General features: G+C 56.5%; 15 protein-coding genes and 1 tRNA gene. 9 read left to right on the forward strand and 7 right to left on the reverse strand.

Features of this window, described 5'->3' with window-relative positions:
* Window positions 1-9: 9 nt before the first annotated feature.
* Both DHN10_RS07975 and DHN10_RS07980 read right to left on the reverse strand, forming a co-directional pair.
* A complete protein-coding gene (locus tag DHN10_RS07975; protein ID WP_108814749.1) occupies window positions 10-495 on the reverse strand; it encodes a DUF2244 domain-containing protein in 486 nt (161 codons plus the stop codon).
* A 41-nt stretch (window positions 496-536) separates the two neighbouring features.
* Complete coding sequence (locus DHN10_RS07980; RefSeq protein WP_199910650.1) at window positions 537-1598, reverse strand: fatty acid desaturase; 1062 nt, start codon at window positions 1596-1598, stop codon at window positions 537-539.
* A gap of 161 nt (window positions 1599-1759) precedes the next feature.
* On the opposite strand from DHN10_RS07980, the gene DHN10_RS07985 reads away from it, so the two are divergent.
* Window positions 1760-2548: a metallophosphoesterase gene (locus DHN10_RS07985; protein WP_108814751.1), complete on the forward strand. Its 789-nt coding sequence runs from the start codon at window positions 1760-1762 to the stop codon at window positions 2546-2548.
* 74 nt (window positions 2549-2622) lie between these two features.
* Here the strand turns inward: DHN10_RS07985 and ctaD are convergent, their stop codons facing one another.
* The gene (ctaD, locus tag DHN10_RS07990; RefSeq protein ID WP_108814753.1) at window positions 2623-4296 is read right to left on the reverse strand and encodes a cytochrome c oxidase subunit I; all 1674 of its coding nucleotides are present in this window, start codon (window positions 4294-4296) and stop codon (window positions 2623-2625) included.
* 210 nt (window positions 4297-4506) lie between these two features.
* On the opposite strand from ctaD, the gene DHN10_RS07995 reads away from it, so the two are divergent.
* Entirely contained in the window at window positions 4507-5643 is a 1137-nt protein-coding gene (locus tag DHN10_RS07995; protein WP_108814754.1) for a carboxylate-amine ligase, read from the forward strand.
* Window positions 5640-6278 (forward strand): TIGR02466 family protein, encoded by a 639-nt coding sequence (locus DHN10_RS08000; RefSeq protein WP_108814756.1) that lies wholly within the window; start codon window positions 5640-5642, stop codon window positions 6276-6278. Before DHN10_RS07995 ends, DHN10_RS08000 begins: the two co-directional genes overlap by 4 nt.
* 34 nt (window positions 6279-6312) lie before the next feature.
* Here the strand turns inward: DHN10_RS08000 and DHN10_RS08005 are convergent, their stop codons facing one another.
* On the reverse strand, window positions 6313-7359 hold the full coding sequence (locus DHN10_RS08005; RefSeq protein WP_234417079.1) for an AraC family transcriptional regulator: 1047 nt from the start codon (window positions 7357-7359) through the stop codon (window positions 6313-6315).
* Here DHN10_RS08005 and DHN10_RS08010 point away from each other — a divergent pair.
* Window positions 7358-8272 (forward strand): aldo/keto reductase, encoded by a 915-nt coding sequence (locus tag DHN10_RS08010; protein WP_108814757.1) that lies wholly within the window; start codon window positions 7358-7360, stop codon window positions 8270-8272. The two genes, DHN10_RS08005 and DHN10_RS08010, sit on opposite strands and share 2 nt — an antisense overlap.
* Before the next feature lie 73 nt (window positions 8273-8345).
* On the opposite strand, the gene lipB is transcribed toward DHN10_RS08010, so the two are convergent.
* A complete protein-coding gene (gene lipB / locus DHN10_RS08015; RefSeq protein WP_108814759.1) occupies window positions 8346-9014 on the reverse strand; it encodes a lipoyl(octanoyl) transferase LipB in 669 nt (222 codons plus the stop codon).
* 297 nt (window positions 9015-9311) lie between these two features.
* Between lipB and DHN10_RS08020 the strand changes: the two genes are divergently transcribed.
* The 5 genes from DHN10_RS08020 to tdh all read left to right on the forward strand — a co-directional run bounded on the left by DHN10_RS08020 (window position 9312) and on the right by tdh (window position 14613).
* Window positions 9312-9398 (forward strand) — tRNA-Leu (locus DHN10_RS08020).
* A gap of 144 nt (window positions 9399-9542) precedes the next feature.
* Window positions 9543-11639, forward strand: a complete 2097-nt coding sequence (locus tag DHN10_RS08025; RefSeq protein ID WP_159086951.1) for an HAD-IIIC family phosphatase — start codon at window positions 9543-9545, stop codon at window positions 11637-11639.
* 83 nt (window positions 11640-11722) lie between these two features.
* Complete coding sequence (locus DHN10_RS08030) at window positions 11723-12301, forward strand: helix-turn-helix domain-containing protein (protein ID WP_108814763.1); 579 nt, start codon at window positions 11723-11725, stop codon at window positions 12299-12301.
* A gap of 84 nt (window positions 12302-12385) precedes the next feature.
* Window positions 12386-13570 (forward strand): glycine C-acetyltransferase, encoded by a 1185-nt coding sequence (locus DHN10_RS08035; RefSeq protein ID WP_108814765.1) that lies wholly within the window; start codon window positions 12386-12388, stop codon window positions 13568-13570.
* Window positions 13571-13584: 14 nt separating this feature from the next.
* The gene (tdh, locus tag DHN10_RS08040; protein WP_108815143.1) at window positions 13585-14613 is read left to right on the forward strand and encodes an L-threonine 3-dehydrogenase; all 1029 of its coding nucleotides are present in this window, start codon (window positions 13585-13587) and stop codon (window positions 14611-14613) included.
* 108 nt (window positions 14614-14721) lie between these two features.
* Here the strand turns inward: tdh and DHN10_RS08045 are convergent, their stop codons facing one another.
* Together DHN10_RS08045 and DHN10_RS08050 are read right to left on the reverse strand one after the other, a co-directional pair.
* On the reverse strand, window positions 14722-17703 hold the full coding sequence (locus DHN10_RS08045; protein WP_108814767.1) for a S8 family serine peptidase: 2982 nt from the start codon (window positions 17701-17703) through the stop codon (window positions 14722-14724).
* 39 nt (window positions 17704-17742) lie between these two features.
* Entirely contained in the window at window positions 17743-18876 is a 1134-nt protein-coding gene (locus DHN10_RS08050) for a lipase family alpha/beta hydrolase (protein WP_108814769.1), read from the reverse strand.
* Between the last annotated feature and the right edge of the window lie 7 nt (window positions 18877-18883).

Raw genomic sequence — 18883 nt, forward strand, 5'->3', positions numbered from 1 at the left:
TCACCAAATTCACCGCATCGCACGTTTCAGGTCGTCAAACAGCGCTAGCCGTTCTTTGGCATCCAGAAACGCCCCGATCTCAACCTCGCGGTCACCGCCCCGCAGTGTGATGTAGTTTTCGACAGGCCCGCCTTTGGGATGCAGGTGCACCGTCACCCAATAGCGGTTGGCCTCCCAATTCTGGACGTCTCCGTTGGGGTTGTGCCGTGTCAGATGGGCGTTTGTGTCATCCACCGTCAGCTCTTCCAGCACCTCGCCGCGCCGATAGCTGACATGCAGCGCATACCAGAGGCCTGCGATCATCAGTGCAAAGAATGGCAATAGCCCCCAAAGAACGGCCTGTCCTAGCAGCGTGATTAGCGGCAGCGCCACCAATACCGCTGTAGCCGCAATAAAAAGCACAAATTCCTTGCGCAGGAGCGACCGGTAGGGCCAGAGGCTCAACTGCCAGTTCGATGTCTGATGTGGCGGTTCTGGGGACCATTCATAGGGCATGCCAGAATGTTAGCGCGCCTGTAACGCGGGTCAATTGGTGATCAAACCGCGTGCGGTTTGAGCGCCTCAACCTCTGATCCATAGGGTGTCGCATCGGTGGGCAGGGCTGGGATGATCACAGCCTCTTCATGGCGCAGCTGCTTGAGCAGAACCGGAACCAGACGCCTGAAAGCCGCAAAGATCGACGGGTCCGGTGCAGGTGTATCATGCCGGATCAGCGCATGCAGTTTGGGCAGATTGTAGTAGGGCACCATGGTGAACAGGTGATGTTCAAGGTGATAATTCATATTGAGGTAGATGAACCGGCTGAACGGGTTCATCAGCACAGTGCGTGTGTTCAGCCGGTGGTCTGTGACATTCTCGGCCAACCCCAGATGTTGCAACAATCCCGTCAGCACATGATGCCAGGCGCCATAAAGCCGGGGCAGGCCAATTACCATCAATGGCAGGATTGAGCCCTGCCACAGGCTAATCCCAATCACAGCCATATAGATACCGGCCCAAATGCGGGCGATACGAAAGACGCGGGACTGATCGGCTGCGCGGACATAGGTTTCTTCATCCGGGTGCAACCGCCCGCTGGCATGCAGCGCCATGCGTTTGATCAGTTTGTAAGTGTCCACCAACCCAAAGAGGTTCAGCACGATCCGCGCCAGATCAGGTGGGCGCATCGCTACAATCTCGGGGTCGCGCCCGACGATCACTGTATCGGTGTGGTGGCGCACGTGGCTGGCCCGCCAGGTCACGGGATTGCGCATCAACATAAAGCAGGCAATCTGATAGACCGCGACGTTCATCCATTCGGTTTTGAATGCTGTACGATGGCCGCATTCGTGCCAACGCGAGTCCGACGCAGAGCCATAAAGCACACCGTAGATCAGCCAGAAGGGGGCGGACCACCAGCCAGGCCAAAGCGCAATAGCGATGCCCACGCTTAGCCCCATAGCACCCAACCAGATCGCCGTGTCGCGCAGGGCGATGGCGTCTGATTTTTCCATCAAGGTCCGTACATCGGCAGGGTCAATTGCAGGGCGATACCAGCGCATCTCGATCCCTGCCTTTTGTGCAGAGGCGGGGCCGGTCAGTGAGTAATCTCTTGCCATACTGAAACGCTACGGCTGCGTTATGTCCCTGTCAAACGGCCCCCCAAGATCCGAACCAGCAGGGTCAGAGGCCGGATCCTTTTCGGAGGACCGCTTGTCAGCGTTACTGCGCCGTGCTGTTCTGGCGATCTATCGCAACCCATCAATTGGAAGGTCCGCCCATGACCAAAATTATCTGGATGTCTGATCCGCACTTCCAAAGCCGTGGCACAATTGACGGGTTGAACCCGCGCGCGCGTCTGGACGCGGCCCTTGCCTATGTGAATGCGCACCATGCCGATGCAGATTTTGCAGTGTTGTCAGGTGATTTGGTGGGGGATGATATTGAGGCCGATTATGCAGTGATTGCCCAGCATCTGACCAAATCTGCAGTGCGAATTCATCCGATCATGGGCAACAACGATGAACGTGTTGGATTTCGGAAATATTTGACATTGCCTGACACCGTCATGCCAGACTTCATCCAGTTCACAGTAGAACAAGCGGGTGCACGGTTTGTCTTTCTTGATACCCACAAGATCGGATCACATGCGGGGCGGCTTTGTACGGCACGATTGGCGTGGCTGGGTGACGCCCTGCGCCAGCAACCACATAAACCCGTCTATATCTTCATGCATCATCCGCCGCTTGCCCTTGGTCTGCCGCCGCAGGACGAGATTATGCTGGAAGAGCATGATGATTTTCTGGACTTGATCACTGGCCATGACAACGTTGCGCATTTGTTTATGGGGCATGTGCATCGCCCAACGGCAGGTACCGTGCGGGGTATTCCATTTGCAACGATCGGGGCCTTGTCGTTTCAGGCGCCGCCGCCTAGCCCCGCATGGGACTGGGACAGTTTCAATCCGCCACGCGAAGCGCCGCAACTTGCCGTGCTTCACATCGGGCAGGGCGATGTCGTCGTGCAATACACCCAGTTTTGCGAATATGCGGTTGGTATCGAAGGCTAGGCAACTACTTGTCAGGAAACGAAAAAGGCCCCGCCAAACCGGCGGGGCCTTTTGTAAACTTGATGTGGTCAACGCTAGTGTGCGTGTCCTTTGTCCCAGTCAGACTGCTTTGGAAGCGTCTCGAACGTATGCTCTGGTGGTGGGGATGGCAGTGTCCACTCCAGCGTGTCTGCATACTCGTTCCAAGGGTTGTTCTCGGTGACGACCTTGCCGCGTGTCAGCGTCCAGGCCAGCACACCGATGAAGAACACGAACGATGCGAAGGACAGGAATGCGCCCCAGCTTGAGATGTAGTTCCAGTAGGCAAATGCCTCTGGGTAGTCGATGTAGCGGCGTGGCATGCCCTGACGACCCAGGAAGTGTTGTGGGAAGAACGTCAGGTTGGCCCCGATGAACATCGCCCAGAAGTGCAGCTTGCCTGCCCATTCAGGGTACATACGGCCGGCCATTTTCGGCAGGTAGAAGTAGATGCCAGCGAAGATCGCGAAGATAGCACCAAGGCTCATCACATAGTGGAAGTGCGCCACGACGTAGTAAGTGTCGTGATACACGCGGTCCACACCAGCCTGTGACAGCACGATGCCAGTCACACCACCAACGGTGAACAGGAACAAAAAGCCCATGGCCCACAACATCGGTGTGCGGAACTCAACCGAGCCGCCCCACATTGTCGCAATCCAACTAAAGATCTTAACACCTGTCGGCACCGCAATGACCATCGTGGCCAGCATAAAGTAGGATTGCTGCGTCAGCGACATGCCCACGGTATACATGTGGTGCGCCCAGACTACGAAGCCCAACACACCAATTGCCACCATCGCATAAACCATTGGCAAGTAGCCAAAGATCGGCTTGCGCGAGAATGTCGCGATCACGTGGCTGACGATGCCAAAGCCGGGGATGATGATGATGTAAACTTCGGGGTGGCCGAAGAACCACAGGATGTGCTGATAGAGGATCGGATCACCGCCTTGTTCAGGCTGGAAGAACCCCATGCCAAAGTTGCGGTCCATCAGAAGCATAGTGATCGCACCAGCCAACACAGGAAGGGCCAAAAGGATCAGCCACGCGGTCACAAAGATTGACCATGCAAAGAGCGGCACTTTGTGCAGTGTCATGCCTGGTGCGCGCATGTTCAAGAAAGTCGTGATCATGTTGATCGCACCCAGGATCGAGGATGCACCAGAGAGGTGAACCGCAAAAATCGCAAGGTCCATGGACATGCCGCCTTCGGACGTGGAGAGCGGCGGATAGAGCACCCAGCCCACGCCAGAGCCCAGTTGACCATTGCCACCCGGTGCCAGCATGGAGGCCACGCCAAGCGACGCACCAGCCACAAACATCCAGAATGACAGGTTGTTCAGACGCGGAAACGCCATATCCGGCGCTCCGATCTGCAAGGGCATGAAATAGTTACCAAAGCCACCAAAGAGGGCTGGAATAACCACAAAGAACATCATCAACACACCATGGTAGGTGATCATCACGTTCCACAGGTGGCCATTTGGCGTACATGTCCCTGCCTCTGCCGCGAACAGACGCGCGCCTTCCAGACACATGTACTGCACGCCGGGGTTCATCAGTTCCAGCCGCATGTAGACGGTGAACAGAACCGAAATGAAACCAAGCACACCTGCGGTGAACAGGTACAGGATACCGATATCCTTGTGGTTTGTGGACATGAACCACCGGGTAAAGAAGCCCCGGTCGTCTTCGTGTGCGTCGCCGTGGATGGCTGCGTCTGCCATTTTTGGCTCTCCTCGTATTGGCTACTTTTTCACGTCGCCGAGTCGAAGCAAGGGACGCATTTGGGAGTGTTCTAATGTGTTGATGCTTAAGGAGCAACAAAGGAAGCGCCGTTGAGGCTGGGTTAATTTGGCGCAGGGGTTGTTTGATCTGGAACACTGACAGGTACTGCGATTGGCGCTAGGCTGGCCCGGAAGTTGAAAGGGTTCATCATGGTTGAGGACGCGCCGCCGTTTACGATCGGGATCGAAGAAGAATACCTGCTGGTCGATAAAGAGACCTACGCGCTGGCCCATGCGCCTGACAGCCTGATCGATGCCTGCAAAAAGGATCTGGCTGGCAAGGTCAGCCCTGAATTCCTGCAATGCCAGATCGAGATCGGCACCGGCGTCTGCACAACCATCGCTGAAGCGCGTGAAGACCTTGCCCATCTGCGCCGGACCGTAGCCCGCCATGCCGATGCCTATGGGCTGGCCCCGATTGCAGCATCTTGCCATCCTTTTGCGGATTGGAAGGACCAGCACCACACCGACAAGGCGCGCTATAACAAACTGCGCCGTGATCTGGCGGGGGTGGCGCGGCGCATGCTAATCTGCGGGATGCATGTGCATGTGGGTATCCCGGATCAGGAAATGCGCATCGCATTGGTCAACCAACTCAAATATTTCCTGCCCCATCTTCATGCGCTTTCCACCTCGTCACCCTATTGGCAAGGCGATGACACAGGCATGAATTCCTATCGCCTGACGGTCTTTGACAATCTGCCACGCACCGGGCTGCCGCCCTATATGCGCGACTGGTCGGAATTCGCGGACACGGTGCAGACGCTGGTTGATCTGGACCTGATCGAGGACGCATCAAAGATTTGGTGGGACCTGCGCCCATCCTCCAAGTTTCCGACGATCGAGTCCCGGGTTTGTGACGTGGCCCCCCGGATGGAGGTGACGCTGACACTGGCTGCTTTGACCCAAGCGCTGACACGGATGCTCTGGCGCAAGGGCGCAGAGGGCCAACCCCGGCAGGTCGTGCAGAATTTCATGATCGGTGAAAACCGCTGGCGTGCGCAGCGTTATGGCGTCTCGGAAGGGCAGGTGGATTTCGGACGCCGCGCCCTGATCCCCTTTGCGCAGGCGGTAGATGAGATCATCGCACTGGTTGCAGAAGATGCCACAGCACTGGGATGCTTGGCAGAAGTCGAAGCCGCCCGCGACATCCTGCAAACGGGCACAAGCGCCGACCAGCAAAGGCGCACCTATGAGGCGGCCTTTCAGGCCAGTGGTGCGAGGCATGAGGCGTTGCGCGCGGTGGTCGCGGGGCTAATCACTGACTTTAAGGCGGATTTACCATGACAGATGACATCTTTGACGACGCACAGGCGGACCTGCTGTTTGCCACCCCATTGGCGCGGTTCAAGGTGGCCGACCATGCGAAACTGGACAAGGCCCTGCTGACCGAATGTGCTCGGATGCGTGCGATTGACGAAGGCGTACAAAAGTCGAACCGCGGCGGCTGGCACTCCAAGGGCAATATCTTCGACAATGATGCTGACTGCATCCAACAACTGCGCGGCATCGCGGTCGAGGCCGTACTGGACCTGACCCGCAATATCACCCACCGCATTGATCCCGAGGCGGACCTGAATCTGAAACTCAACGGCTGGATGAACGCCAATCCCCAAGGCGGCCTGAACGCCCCACACACGCACCCCGGCGCCCATTGGTCGGGGGTCTACTATGTGTCGCAGCCAAAGGTGAGCGAGGGAAACTCTGGCATGATCGAATTCCTCGACCCGCGCAGCGATCTGCCCAACTGGCGGCTAATGAAATCCGAAACATTCCGGCCTAAGAAAAAGATCCGACCCAAAGCCGGAGAGATCGTGCTGTTTCCGTCCTACCTTGTGCATTGGGTCTACCCCAACGAAAGCGATGACGAGCGGGTGACGATTGCGTTCAATGCAACGTTTAAGAAGAGGAAAAGTAGCTAAGACGGCACAACTCATTCTTCCAAGGGTCGCACGCCTATGCGGCCGTATGCGACAGGTTCCCAAGGTCTTTGCTCGGCGAAATACCAAACTTGCGTGTGTAGTCCCGACTAAAGTGCGTGGGGCTTTCATAGCCGACGTCATAGCTGGATGTGGATACGCTCACCCGTCCGCTTTGGAGGAGGTCGCGTGCCGCGATCATCCGTAAATCCTTTTGGTATTGTAGCGGCGTCGTCCCGGTGACTGACTTGAAATGCGCGTGAAATGACGACTGACTCATCCCAGCAGTTCTGGCCAGATCAGGGATTGCGAGCGGTTCCCTGAAGCGGGCCCTTATGTTGATGATTGCCTTGCCGATACGACTGGCGTGACTGTCAACGGAAAGGAGGTTGCGCAGCATGCCCCCAATCGGTGACATCAAGAGACGAAAGTGGATTTCGCGTAGGATGGCGGGTCCCAGAACCTCTGTTTCCAGCGGATGGCCTGCCAATGCAAGGTAACGGTCAAGCGGTTCGACCCACGATGGATCAGCAGCACCGGCCGACAATGAGGACGCGTCGGCAGTATCCCTGATGGCTTCACCAGTTTGTTCGTAAAGGCTTCGGACCGTGGGTAAATCCAACGACAGGATCAGCGCAAGATAAGGTGTTTCAGGCGAGGCCTGGGTAATCTGTGAGACGACGGGTAGATCGTGGCTGACCAATAGAGCGTCACCAGAAACTAACGTGACGGCCTGTGCCCCTATAGCGGTTTGTTTTTCGCCCTGCAGGATCAGGCATATGACTGGATTGTAGACTACTGCTTCAATGGCGCTGACCTTGTCTGCTCGCAAAACAAGCAGATTTGGGAGTGATTCCCAGTTCTTTCCTTTGGTTTTTGACAGATATTTTGCGGCGTGCGCCTTAAGCTTGTCGATTAGCATGCCCAACTCCTTTAGGAGTCTCATACCATTGGGAGAAAGAGGATCACACCTATTACAGCGGTGATTTAGAGGAATTGATAGATAAGGTGGAATATCGGGCAGGCGAAACGCCCTGCTTGGCGGTAGATTGACGGCGAAACACTTGAAGTCGGAGAATTCCATGACCGTTATGCAGCAAAACTTTCGTCTCAATGATAACGTGACAATTCCTGCAGTTGGGTTTGGCACTTACCTTGTGTCAAACGAAGACGCGGAGGTCGCCGTCAGTACAGCGATCTTGAATGGCTATCGTCACATTGACACCGCGTCGGGATATCAGAACGAAGAGACAGTGGGCGCGGGGATCAGAGCGGGACTCAATGCAGCGGGCCTTGCTCGAGAGGCTGTTTTCGTCACGGCAAAACTTTGGCCGGGCAATCCGGCTTGGGGCGACACGCCGAAGACATATGATCAAACCTTGGCAGAATGCGACCTCACGCTCGCACGGCTGGGTTTGGACTATGTCGACCTGTACCTGATCCATGCCCCATATGGCGGTTCCGAGCGCATCGCTCAATGGCGCGCGCTTTTGGAGCTAAGAAGTACTGGAAAAGCCCGATCTATCGGCGTCAGCAACTTCAACACGGACCACCTTGAAGAAGTCAAACAGGCTGGCCTGTCAATGCCCGACGCCAATCAGGTTGAACTTCATCCGTGGTCGCAGAAGCCGGAGTTGCTTGCCTACATGAGCAAACATGCAATCGCACCCATTGCCTACAGCAGTCTTGTCCCGCTTTCGACTTGGCGGACAGAGGAAGGACAAGCCAGCGCAAAGACCGACGCAATGAAAGAGGATGGTGCAATCTTTGCCGAGTTTGCCAGAAAGTACGGAGTCTCCGAAGCCCAGCTTTTGCTCCGCTGGGGAGTACAGAGTGGTTACGCCGTTCTCCCCAAAAGCCTGAACCCCGAGCGGATGCGGCAGAATATCGATCTGGCGGGTTTTGAAATCGATGCGGCTGACATGGCCGCGATGAATACAATGGATCGCGGAGAGGGTGTAGCTTGGGCAACGGGCGACCCGAGCAAAGCGGACTGATCAATATTGCGGCCCAAGAGTGATGACGGCGTCGATCATCAGTGCCGTCTTGCTCTGCAAGAATAACACCGAGTTATTTGCCTGTCGGGGCCAGACCCCCAAACGCCTTCTCAAACGCCCCACGCAAGGCCACATCTAGATCCTCCATCCCCACAGGCAATCCCAGATCAACCAGCGACGTCACCCCGTGATCGCTGATGCCGCAGGGTACGATCCCGGCGAAATGGCTCAGGTCCGGTTCCACGTTGATCGAGATCCCGTGGAATGACACCCACTTGCGCAGCCGGATACCGATTGCGGCAATCTTGTCTTCGGCGGGTGCGCCGCTCGGTTGTGCCGGTTTTTCCGGCCGTTGCACCCAGACACCCACACGGCCCTCGCGGATTTCACCCTTGATGTTAAAGCTGTCCAGCGTGGCGATAACCCAAGCCTCAAGGTCTTGGACAAACCGGCGCAGGTCATGGCCGCGCTTGCCCACATCCAGCATCACGTAAATCACCCGCTGGCCGGGCCCGTGATAGGTGTATTCACCACCACGGCGCGCCTCATGAACGGGAAAGCGGTCAGGATCAATCAGATCAGCAGGTTTGGCCGAAGTGCCAGCGGTGTAAAGCGGGGGATGTTCGAGCAGCCAGATACATTCGTCCGCGCTGCCATCGATAATGCCGGCAACCCTGCGTTCCATAAAGGCCAGGGCCTCTGTGTAGTCGGTCAGCCCGTCGGTTGTGATCCAGTCTACCATGCTGGGGCGGTCCCTCTATCTGAGCAGAAAACAGGTATCTCAGCCCTGTTGGACATGGTCAAGATCGCGCAGTCGCTGTGACGCCGGGCGGCTATGATCTGATACCCGGACGGGTGATGAAAGAATTTGTGCTGGGCGGGGCTGCTGGATGGGGCATTCTTGTGCCGTTGATTGCCATTCCGGTTCTGCCGGCAACATTTATCGCAAACGCGTTTTGCCTCTTGGCAAGGTGCTGGGGCTGTTCTAGAAGCGGCGTGCCTGAGCAGGCGGGTCACATTGATCCGCGGCAAAGATCTTGCGGTCGTGGCGGAATTGGTAGACGCGCAGCGTTGAGGTCGCTGTGAGGTAACACTCGTGGGGGTTCGAGTCCCCCCGACCGCACCAGAGCATTTCAAATAGATGAAAGCCTACGTCAGCTTACATGTTTCGCTGGTGGCCCGCTGAAATGTAACACCTTCTCTTGCATTGACATCAAGCCCGGTTCATTTTTATCGCCGGTAAAGAAGAGCGTGTTTCAGGGAGAAGTCAGTGTTTGGTGAAAGCTCGATCAGCATTAACGACCGTAAAGTAGCAATCGACCACTTACGGCAAAACTCTGACGTGTTGGCCAGAGCTCTTAATCCGACAGCACATCTGGTTCCCCGGATCGCGCCTCAGTTGGGATCAGACGAGAATGAACAGACGCTCGCGCAGAATGAGCATCTGTCCCTCATTGAATATCTCGCCCGATGGATCGAAACAGAGGATGTGACATTTCGTGCGCTCTATTTGGGTGAACGCGCCAAAATGGCGTATGATCCACAGCAGACGGGCCAAGAGCGTAACGCTTTCATCAGAACGTTGATTGTAAGCGATGCGCAATGTCTTGAAAATGCGATCTCTGACGTGACGTGTCAGCGCATTGTTGCGGATTGTTTTGCCGATTTGGCAAATCGCACATCCGCTGAAGACGTCAAAGAGCTGAATGTCCTGCTGATCGGTGACTGCCTTTACTTGGATATTGTCGGCTTCCTGATTGATTCAACGGCACAGACGGCCGTTTCAATCCGACCAACGTTTGTCACAGATAAAAACCCGGCAGGCGTTATTGCAGAGCTTCGCCGGCTTGCCAAAGAACCATTCGATGCAATCTTTTACAGCCCCTTCACCTATGAGAACGGTCTGACGGTTCCTCAGAAACTGATGCCGCGCAAGTTGCTGCGCCACGGCCTTGGCTTTGGGGTTGATGAAATCGTCAACGACATGATGGATGAGGCCCGGCAAGTGATCCAGATGCTGGCTAAAGCATTCGCAGCCCCCACCTTTGTCCATAATACGGCGTTGATCCAACGGCATGTTGGGCGGCAAAAAGATGCGCTGCTCCGTTCGCTCACGGCACAGACGCGCAAGAAGATACGCGCGAAAGTCGATGCTGAGATCGACAGCATGCTTGCGGCATTAAACGCAGATACCTTTACCCATCTGTTCAAAGTCGACGAGCTGGCGCTTTTGCAGGACCATTCCGAACACGATCTTGCGCAATACCTGCACCATCATGGATTGCAGCATCCGGCCCGGTTGGGGGCAGCCTTGGCCAGTGTTTACACAGATATTCTTGAAACCATCGCGCATCTTTCCAAGAAGAAGCTTGTTGTTTGCGATCTGGACAACACGTTGTGGGACGGTGTCATTGGCGAAGGGTCCGTGACACACCATGCAGACCGGCAAGGCATTCTAAAGAAGCTCAAGTCGAAAGGGGTGATCCTTGCGATTGCATCAAAAAATGACCCTGCCAACGTTGTCTGGGATGGCGGTGTTCTGGATGAAAGCGATTTCGTGTCTAGCCAGATTTCCTGGCAACCCAAAGTGACGGCTTTTCCTGCGATATCGAGTGAGTTGAATTTGAAACGCAAAGATTTCGTCTTTGTTGATGACAGGCCAGACGAGCGTGGTTTGGTCACACAGGCCTATCCTGAAATCCATGCCGTTGATGCCGAAGATGCGCGCACTTGGGACCTGTTTGCACTTTGGGAACGCCTGCTTGGTGATGGCTCTGATATGGATCGCACACAGATGTATCTAGATCGGGCCAAACGTCAGGAGTTTGAGGCAGAAACCAATGCTGATGACGCGGTTTCCAAGCGCGACTTGTTTTCACAGCTCGGCCTTGAAGTCACAATAGAAGAGGCCGCACCCAAAGAGCTCAACCGCGCAGCGGAGCTTATCAATCGGACAAACCAATTCAATATGACTGCGGCGCGCACAACATTCAAAGAAGTAACGCAGTGGTCAGAAAGCCCCGACCATAGGGTCTATGTCGCTCGCTCGCGCGACAAATTCGGCGACATGGGCGTTGTTTCAGTGCTCATTGCTGACTTGAGCGGCGAAACCATGCAAATTCCCGCTTTCGTCCTTAGCTGCCGTGTCTTCGGCTATGACATTGAGGTGGCGTTGCTGAACCACCTCAAACGCGAAGCGACAACACACGGCCTAGTGGGGATTTCGGGGCAGCACGTGCCCACAATGGTGAATGCGCCGTGTCGTGATACTTATAGCAACAATAGCTTTGTCGAAGATCAGGGGGGGTGGGTTTGGACGGCTGGATCAGAAAACCCTGTCGATCCTGAATGGTTGAAAATCACTTAGGTGGGCAGTCTGCCATGCCAATGCAGCGGCGTCACAGACGACTTGCCGCTTGCAAACTGCGCCGACACCCGTAAATTTCCAGTATGACGGATAACCAAGACAGTATCTTGAACGCACTGCCCTTGCGGCTGAAGCAGGCCCGCAAGGCGCAGGGCCTGTCGCTGGATGCGATTGCCAACCTCAGCGGGGTGTCCCGCTCTATGGTTAGCCAGATCGAACGCGGCGAAAGCAGCCCAACCATTGCCACGCTTTGGAATCTTACCCGCGCTCTGAATGTCGATTTTGCGGGCCTGCTTGATCAGACCGATCAGGGCGACCGGGTTGATGTGCTCAGGGCCTCTGAGGTGCCGACGATTGACAATATGGGGCAGGGCTGCCGGATCGCGATCCTATCACCCCCGGAAGAGGCGGGCGGGCATGAGGTTTACGATATCACCTTTCAGACCGCAGGCAGGCTGACCAGTCCGCCGCATGCGCGCGGCGCGGTTGAGCAGCTTGCCGTGCTGGAAGGCGCGGTCAAAGTGACGTCGGGCACAGCCGTGTCAGAGGTCGCAGTGGGTGACACCGCCCGCTATGCCGCTGATGTACCTCATCAGATTGCGGCGCTGGGCGGGCCTGCGCGTGTGTTTTTGATTGTGAAATCTGCGCAATCTACAAATTAACGGAAACTTGTACGCTATACTGGAATTTATTATTGCGGAATTCAATCCGTTATGACAGATTTTGGGCAATGAAGGAGCTACCTCATGCCCAATGCTTTTCTCCACGATATTCAAAACACCCTCGCCCAGATTGACACCGAGGGTCTATATAAACGCGAGCGTCTGATTACTTCGCCGCAGGCTGGCACTGTGGCTGTACAGGACCGCGATGTGATCAACCTATGTGCCAATAACTACCTTGGCCTTGCCAACCATCCTGATTTGATCGCGGCAGCGCAGACCGCGATGGACACACATGGTTTTGGCATGGCCAGCGTGCGCTTCATCTGTGGTACCCAAGCCATTCATCGCGATCTTGAGCAGCGCCTAGCTACGTTTCTGGGCATGGATGATACGATCCTGTTTGCGGCTTGCTTTGATGCCAATGGTGGATTGTTCGAACCGCTGTTGGGGGCGGATGATGCGATTATTTCCGATAGCCTCAATCATGCGTCGATCATTGACGGGATCCGCCTGTGCAAGGCGCGGCGCTATCGCTACGCCAATAACGACATGGCTGATCTGGAGGCAAAGCTGAAAGAGGCCAAGGCAGGTGGTGCGCGCCATATTATGATCGCGACGGATGGGGTGTTCTCCATGGATGGCACGCTGGCCGATCTGCCGGGCATTCGCGCTTTGGCGGATGCATACGGTGCGATTGTCATGGTGGATGATTGCCATGCGACAGGGTTCATGGGGCCGCGCGGGGCGGGCACGCCGGATCATTTTGGTGTTGATGTTGATATCCTGACGGGGACTTTGGGCAAGGCGCTGGGTGGTGCGATTGGCGGCTATATTGCAGGCCCACAGCCGGTAATCGATTTGCTGCGCCAAAGGGCGCGGCCTTATTTGTTCTCTAACTCGTTGCCGCCTGCCATCGTGGCGGCAGGGACCGTTGCCATTGACCTTGTCGAGAACGGCGCAGAAATGCGCGCGCGGCTTTTTGCAAATGCTGCCCATTGGCGGGCGGGCCTGACGAAGCAGGGTTTTGACCTTTTGCCCGGAGAACATCCGATCATTCCTGTCATGCTGGGCGGGGCGCAGCTTGCGCAGGACATGGCCGCACAGCTGTTTGAAGAAGGTGTTTACGTCTCGGGCTTTTTCTTTCCTGTGGTGCCGCGCGGGCAGGCCCGAATCCGCACCCAGATGAACGCAAGCCTCAGCACTGCAGAACTGGACCGTGCCCTTGCGGCCTTTGGCAAGGTAGGCCGTGCTTTGGGGTTGATCTGATGGGCGCGAACACCATGAAAGCATTGGCCAAAACCAAACCCGAAGAAGGTTTGTGGATGGTTGACGCCCCGGTGCCTGAAATCGGCCCGGATGAGGTTCTGATCCGCATCAACAAGACCGGCATCTGTGGTACCGACATTCATATCTGGAATTGGGATGAATGGGCCGAAGCAACCGTGCCTGTGCCGATGATTACGGGCCATGAGTTTGCAGGCGAGGTTGTCGAGATCGGGCGCAATGTAACGGGTCTTGCGCTGGGCCAGCGTTGTTCGGGCGAGGGGCATTTGATTGGCAAGGACAGCCGCCAGTCGCGCGCAGGCAAGTTCCACCTTGATCCCGGCACGCGCGGGATTGGGGTGAATGAACAAGGGGCCTTTGCGCAAAATCTCAAGCTGCCTGCGTTCAATGTCGTCCCGCTGCCTGATGACATTCCTGATGAAATCGGGGCTATCCTCGACCCGCTTGGCAATGCGGTCCATACGGCCCTTAGTTTTGAATTACTGGGTGAGGATGTGCTGATCACTGGGGCGGGCCCGATTGGTATCATGGCCGCTGCTGTGGCGCGCCATGCGGGCGCGCGCAATGTTGTGCTGACCGATATCAACACCGATCGCCTGACCCTTGCAGCGCATGTTGTGCCCACCGTGCGCACCGTCAACGTGAACCACGAAGACCTGCACGATGTGGCCCATGAATTGGGCCTGAACGAAGGCTTTGACGTGGGCCTTGAGATGTCAGGCAGTCAGGCTGCTCTTGATCAGGTGGTCGAGGCCTTGGTGATGGGCGGCAAGATCGCCTTGTTGGGCATTCCGCCGGGCAAATCGCCCGTCAACTGGAGCCGCATTGTCTTTAAGGCAATCACCATCAAAGGTGTCTATGGCCGCGAGATGTTCGAAACCTGGTACAAGATGATTGCGATGCTCCAAAACGGGTTGGACGTCAGCCGGGTGATCACGCATCGCTTTGATGTGGCGGACTTTGCCAACGGCTTTGCCGAGATGAAATCTGGGCGGTCCGGCAAGGTTGTGCTGGACTGGCGGTAACGCAGAGGTCCGGACGGTGTCGGGCGGGCCTCAGTGCATAAGATAAGAGGCCGTGCCACCGTGCGCTAAGGGAGATTCAATGCGCAATGACACAGCCTCAAACACTATTTAACCTGAACACTCGTCCCAGCAACACGGGTCGATACTTTGCACATCGCAACAGGCGTCACTGCATCCTTTGTCGCAGCCGCAGGCTGATTTTGACCCGGCGCTGCTTGTGTAGGCCAGCAGGCGCAGCTTTTTCACCGGAGTTTTGGGATCATCGCTTTTGATGATCAGCTTGTTCGGCGTCGGGCATTTCTGCTCAGCCCGGTAGCGGATCAACACGTTGAGGCATGAACCGGGGTGCAGCGTCGCGGGGAAAGGATTGCCCACCAGCTTCCAATACTTGCTTGGCTTCTTGAACGCGACGCTTGAGATGTTGAGCTTGCAATCGCCGGTATTGCAGATCGTGATCGTCGTTTCGCCCAGACATCCGGCCTTCACGCCGCCGATACAGGTTGATCCTGTGACCGCGATTTTGCCCCAAAGAACCTTGCCCGATACGTTGACGGTCTTTGGTCCGGTTGGGTCATCGCTTGTCACCGTTATCACGGCGGATTTTGCGCCAATGCTATTGGGCGCAAAGCGAATGGGCACTGCCACGGACGCGCCAGAGGCGATCCGAATGGGAAAGCTCTGCACATCTGCAACCACGAAATCAGCAGAGGACGACGTGATGTTGGCCACCGTCAGCGGGCAGGGGCCGCTATTGACCAAGGTCAGTGTCTGGTCGACGTGTTTGTCTACACAGGTGGCGCCGAAATCCCCGCCACCAGCGATGATCAGATCCAATTCTGGTGATGGTGCCTTGCCCACGACCTTGATGGTGCGGGTCTGGAACGGCCCGCTTTCAACGGAAATCGTGGCTGCCTTGTTCCCAAAGGACGTCGGATCGAACCGGATTGGCACTTGCAACGCATTGCCCGGTTCAATGAACAATGGGTAATCCAGCACGTTGGGCACCACGAATTCCGCATTTGACGACAGAATATTCGTGATCGGCACGGTGTTCACGCCGCTGTTGCTGAGGGTAAGCATCATATCCTTGAAGCTGCCAAGGCAGGTATGCCCATAATCTCCGCTGTCAGCGATGAACAGCGACAAGCGCCAACCGGCCCGTTCCACAGCGGCAGAGACGTTGAGCCGTCCAAAACCATAGAACTGTGAAAAGTCAGGACCCGCATAGGCCGGATTGGTCGAGATCAGGTTGTTCACATCGCGCCAACGGCCCGTGGCATTGGCATTGTTCACGTCGATCTTGACGGCAGTGTCGCGCAGGATCGCGCGCACCTCTTCCAGACGCAGGCCGGGGTTGGCCGACAGGATCAGCGCGCAGGCAGCAGCAACAGTAGGTGCTGCGGCTGAGGTGCCACCAAAGGTCTGCTCTCCTCCAGAAGCATCAAGCGACGGCGCACCAGCACCTTGGGCACAGATATCAATTTCTGGGCCGAAGTTGGATGACCCCACCTTACGCTCAACCCCGCCGCCATCGGGCAGGTTGGAATTGGCGATGGCCAGTGTATCAGGATGAGCGGCCCAGGTCCGAAAACCAGTGATCAGCGTGTTGGCGTTGCCTGCTGAGTAGACAACAATGGTGCCCAACCCCCCACGACCGCTATTGGCCAAAAGCTGGAACGTATCATCCATGATGCCAGACAAGGCGACACCGCTGTCACCATGTGAACAGCTAATGATATCAGCGCCATCGGCAAGCGGTTCGGCGGGCCAACCGGCACTTGGGTTGCCAGTGGTAAAGCCCGCCGCCCACAGCAGAACGTCAGGGTAATTAGCGCTTGAGAGGGAGGGGCGCTCCATCACGATCTGCCGGGTGTTGGGGGCGATGCCGGACATGTCGTCGTTGTTGTTGGTCAAAGCAGCGATAATGCCATAGACACCCATGCCGTGACTTGTGTCGGGCTGATATCCCGGCACTGTGCATTCGCGCAGGCCCGAGAAATCGTAACAGCGCAACACCTGTGCGGACCCATCAGACAGATTGCCGCCGATATCGGGGTGATCAGTGTCCAGACCGCGATCAAGCGAGGCGACGACAACGTCAGGATCGCCCAATGTAATTTGCGGTGCGGCCACATCAAGCATCCGCCATGCCTCATCCACGTTTTGCAGCGTCAGATTGGCTTGCGTAGCAAACGTCGGGTCGTTTGGCGGGTCTTCGGGGAACGCATCATCAGACAGTTCTGCCATGATATCAGGTTCGCCATAGATCAGCAGGCCGGCATCATGCAGCGCCTCAACGGATTTGAGGTGATCCATCAGATCGCCCGGCGGCAAGGCCACAAGCCGTGCATTGCGCGCCTGCCGGAAACTGCGCAAGGACGTGCCCTTCAGGCGGGCGATGTGCCGGTCAATCTCATCCTCGGTGGTGCCGTTCACAAAGCGCAGTACAAACTGATTGTCGATGACTTTGATCTGATCGGCATTCAGATCGACGGGCACACCCACGCGGCCACGATTGCCCGTGATGCGCATGATCTTTTTGTGCAGATCGGCGCGCAGGTTGGGCGTGTCTTTCTGGGTGATCCGAAACAGCCAGATCGCCCCGTCAGCTTGCATGAACGCATCCTTGTCCTTGGTGTAGTCAGGCAAGGCAGCTTCCAGTGGCAGATCCTTGATGATCTGATCACACAGTTTCTTTGCCTCACCCCGGTCAGGGTGAACGTCAGGAAAGGCCACAGCCAGCATCGGGCCGGGCGGCGGAAAAGGAACAGCGCTCTGACCAAGGCGGTAGAACGGCCAATCCTTTGCGCCTACAAAAAGAGTCGCAGGTGTTGGATCAGCAGTGACCAAAAACGTCTGCGGCGGTGCCACACCAGCCTTGCCGTCAGCATTGACGCTGTAAGCACCCTGTTGAAGCACACCGGTATAGACAGCAGTTGAACCCTCACGCTTGAGCTTGTGGGTCTTTTTGCCATCCACCAAGGTCACGTTCATGGCGGTGTCAACGGGCTGACCCAGCCAATCGCAAACCGTGACGATCACTGTGGCGCGATCAGGCGCTGGGCGTTCGTTTTTCTGAGATTTAGCCATTGGAAAACTCCTTATTTGAAATCTGTTGAAAGGCGCTGTTCACGCGAAATCAGGGCGCGCGTGACGCAGCTTGTTGAAAATGGCGGTGCGGGTTGTGGCCTTTGCGGCGCGCGAAACGGGTCTGCCCTTGCGGATCAGATCAACGGTTGTCGCAATGACGGTCCGATTGTTGCAAAGCATCCCATGGGCGCAGCGCACAAAGTAACGGGGCAGATCGCCGTGCTCGGCAGAGCTGCGCGCGACCACGCCGTCGCCATTCTCGGATCTTTTAAACTGGAATCTGCTATCGCCTGCCTTTGCACCAACAATGGTGGATTGTCCGGTGCCAATAATCTGGTGAAAACGGGCGTCGGGTGCGGGCAGGGCTGCAACCGAGGATTTGGCGTCATCAAGCAAAGCCGCACTGGGCCTGACGGTATCGGCAGGCCAGTCGGATGCATCAAAGTGATCCTCTGCATCCATACCATCGCTCGATGGCAGCATTGCCAGAAGGCCCGGAAAATCGCGCAGATAGTTTTGCACCAAAGCGCGGCGATCATGTACCGTATCAATCCGCGCCAATGTGGCCAGCGTCGGGTGGCTTAGGTCGAACATTTGTAGCGGTGCGTAGGACCCGCGATTGGGTGTGCCAATGGTGATGACCCTTGCGATGATCTTGCCATCGGGGTCGGCCGCTGCCATCTGGCGGGCGACCAAACCACCCATTGAATGGCAAACCAACGTGACGCCATTGAGGTCCTGATCGCGCAGGTCTGCGATCAGCTGATCACCGATCATGTCAGGGGACTGCCGCCAGTCATAAGGCAGAAAATCCGCATCAAAACCGGCCATACGCAGCCGCGCCAAAAGCTGCCCATAAGAGGCCGCAAGCGCGCCTGTCGCTGTCACTGGGTTGGGCCATTTTAGACGGGCGATGCCGCCTGCGGCGATCTCGGCGGGGTGCAGCCAGGCAGCTTCCAATGTGTCGCCATTCATGACGCTTAACCGAGAACCCATCATGCCGGGCAGGATGAGAACCTTACCGCGGTCAGTATGTTGGTTGGCGATTGCCGGGCAGGGTGCAGTTTGGGCACTGCGGTCGGCGCCAAGCTGCGCAATCACGGACTTGACCCATTGAACAGGGTTGGGTGCCAGTGACGGGCGGCTTGCCCATGTCAGTGTTGCTGTTGTCATTGTCCTA

It is taken from the genome of Loktanella sp. Alg231-35 (assembly GCF_900143545.1).
Classification (GTDB): domain Bacteria; phylum Pseudomonadota; class Alphaproteobacteria; order Rhodobacterales; family Rhodobacteraceae; genus Yoonia.